This is a genomic window from Kitasatospora sp. NPDC023385 (assembly GCF_055664045.1).
This window is the reverse complement of sequence record NZ_JBVOOL010000091.1, coordinates 1-2,283: the sequence shown is the minus strand read 5'-3', so window position 1 is coordinate 2,283 and position 2,283 is coordinate 1. Positions and strand designations below refer to the sequence as shown.

Genomic DNA, 2,283 nt, shown 5'->3' with positions numbered 1-2,283 from the left:
ACCTCACCGAACACCCGCCCGAACAACGGAAACTCCCCCACCAAACCCCCACCCATCCCCGCCCACTGCGCCCCCTGCCCCGCAAACACCACAGCGAGCCGGGGACGGGCGGCGGGCTCGGTGGCGTCGGCGACGGCGCCGTCCAGGCCGGCGAGCAGCTGCTTGCCGGTGCGCGCGGTGACCACGGCCCGGTACGGCAGGGTGGTCGCACGCGTGCCGGCCAGTGAGTGCGCGGCGTCGAGGAGGGCGGGCCCGTCGACGTCCGCGAGGTGGTCGCGCAGCCGGCCGAGCTGGCCGCGCAGGCCGCCGGGGGTGGCGGCCGTCACGACGAACGGCAGGACGGGAGCGGGCTGTTCGTCGGTCGCCACCGGCGGCAGCACCGCCGGCTCCGGCGCCTCTTCGAGGATCACGTGCGCGTTGGTGCCACTGATGCCGAACGAGGACACCGCCGCCCGCCGGGCCCGGTCCGGCACCCGGGGCCACGGGCGGGGCTCCGTGAGCAGCCGCACCTCGCCGTCCTCCCAGGCGACTTCACGACTCGGCTCGTCCGCGTGCAGGGTCCGGGGCATCCGCTCGTGCCGCATCGCCAACAGCACCTTGATCACTCCGCCGACCCCGGCCGCCGCGGAGGTGTGGCCGATGTTGGACTTCAACGAGCCCAGCCAGACCGGCCCCCGATCCCCCCGCTCCTGCCCGTACGTCGCCACCAACGCACCCGCCTCGATCGGATCCCCCAACCGCGTCCCCGTCCCATGCCCCTCCACCAACTCCACATCCGCACCCACCACACCCGCATCCGCCCACGCCGCACGGATCACCCGCTCCTGCGCCACCCCCGACGGCGCCGTCAGACCATTCGACGCACCATCCGAATTCACCGCCGAACCCCGCACCAACCCCACCACCGGATGCCCCAACCGCCGCGCATCCGACAACCGCTCCACCACCAACACCCCCACCCCCTCCGACCACCCCGTACCATCCGCCCCCACCCCGAACGACTTGCACCGCCCATCCACCGCCAACCCCTGCTGACGCGAGAACTCGATCCACGCCCCCGGCGTGGACATCACGGTGACGCCGCCGACCAGGGCCATGGCGCACTCGCCGCGCCGCAGCGACTGCGCGGCCAGGTGCAACGCCACCAACGACGACGAACACGCCGTGTCCACCGTGATCGCCGGCCCCTGCAACCCCAGCGCGTACGCGATCCGACCCGACGCCACACTCGCGGCGCCGCCGGCCAGGAGGTAGCCGCGCAGGTCGTCGGAGCCGGAGTCCATGTCCGTGTAGGACTGGCCGGCGAAGCCCAGGAACACCCCGGTCCGGGTGGCGCGCAGGGCCGTCGGGTCGATGCCCGCGCCTTCGACGGCCTCCCACGCGGCTTCGAGGGCGAGGCGCTGCTGGGGGTCGGTCGCCAGCGCCTCGCGCGGCGACATCCCGAACAGGGCGGCGTCGAACTCCCCGGCGCCGTACAGGAATCCGCCGCGGGTCGAGTCGGAGCGGACGGCCAGGTCGGCGAGGTCCCAGCCGCGGTCGGCCGGGAAGTCGCCGATCGCGTCGACCCCGTCGGCGACCAGCCGCCACAGGTCCTCGGGGCCGGCCACGCCGCCCGGGTAGCGGCAGGCCGCGGACACGACGGCGATCGGGTCGTCGGCGGCCTCCACCCGGGCGAGGCGCTCGCGGGTGCGGCGCAGTTCGGCGGTGACCCGCTTGAGGTAGTCGGCGAGCTTCTGCTCGTTGGGGGTGGTCACGGTGGTCAGCTCGCTTCCGGGCCGAGTTCGCTGTCGATGGACGCGAACAGGTCGTCGAGGGACTGCTCGGTGTCGGGGCTCAGCCGGGCCCGCAGGTACTCGGCCAGGGCACTCGGCGTGGGGTGGTCGAAGACCAGGGTGGCGGCGAGTGTCAGGCCGCTGACCCGGTTGACCCGGTTGCGGAGCTCCACGGCCGTCAGCGAGTCGAACCCCAGCTCGGCGAAGGGCCGTTCGGGATCGACCGCCCGGGCGTCGGTGTGGCCGAGCACGGCGGCGGTCTGCTCGGTGACGACCTCCAGCACGTGGTGGAACCGGTCGGCCTCGTCGAGTTCCGCGAGCCGTTCGGCCAGGTCGGCCGCAGGCGTCGCGGGCCCGTCGGCCGAAGCCGGACCGGCCGGCTCGGCGGTGCTGCGGGGCGCTGCCCCGTCGGTGATCCAGTAGTGCTGGTGGTCGAAGGCGTACGTGGGCAACGCCGTGACACGACCGCCCCGGCCCTCGAAGAACGCCTGCCAGTCGACCGGCACGCCCC

Annotated in this window: 1 protein-coding gene and 1 pseudogene; both read right to left on the bottom strand. The window is 74.2% G+C overall.

Annotated elements, in window-relative coordinates; genetic code table 11:
* Positions 1–1,745 (bottom strand): annotated as a pseudogene (locus tag AC0B61_RS37140) (type I polyketide synthase); the annotation flags it as partial.
* A 14-nt stretch (positions 1,746–1,759) separates the two neighbouring features.
* The coding region (locus AC0B61_RS37135) for an acyl carrier protein (protein ID WP_471746951.1) at positions 1,760–2,283 on the bottom strand (524 nt) is incomplete at its 5' end.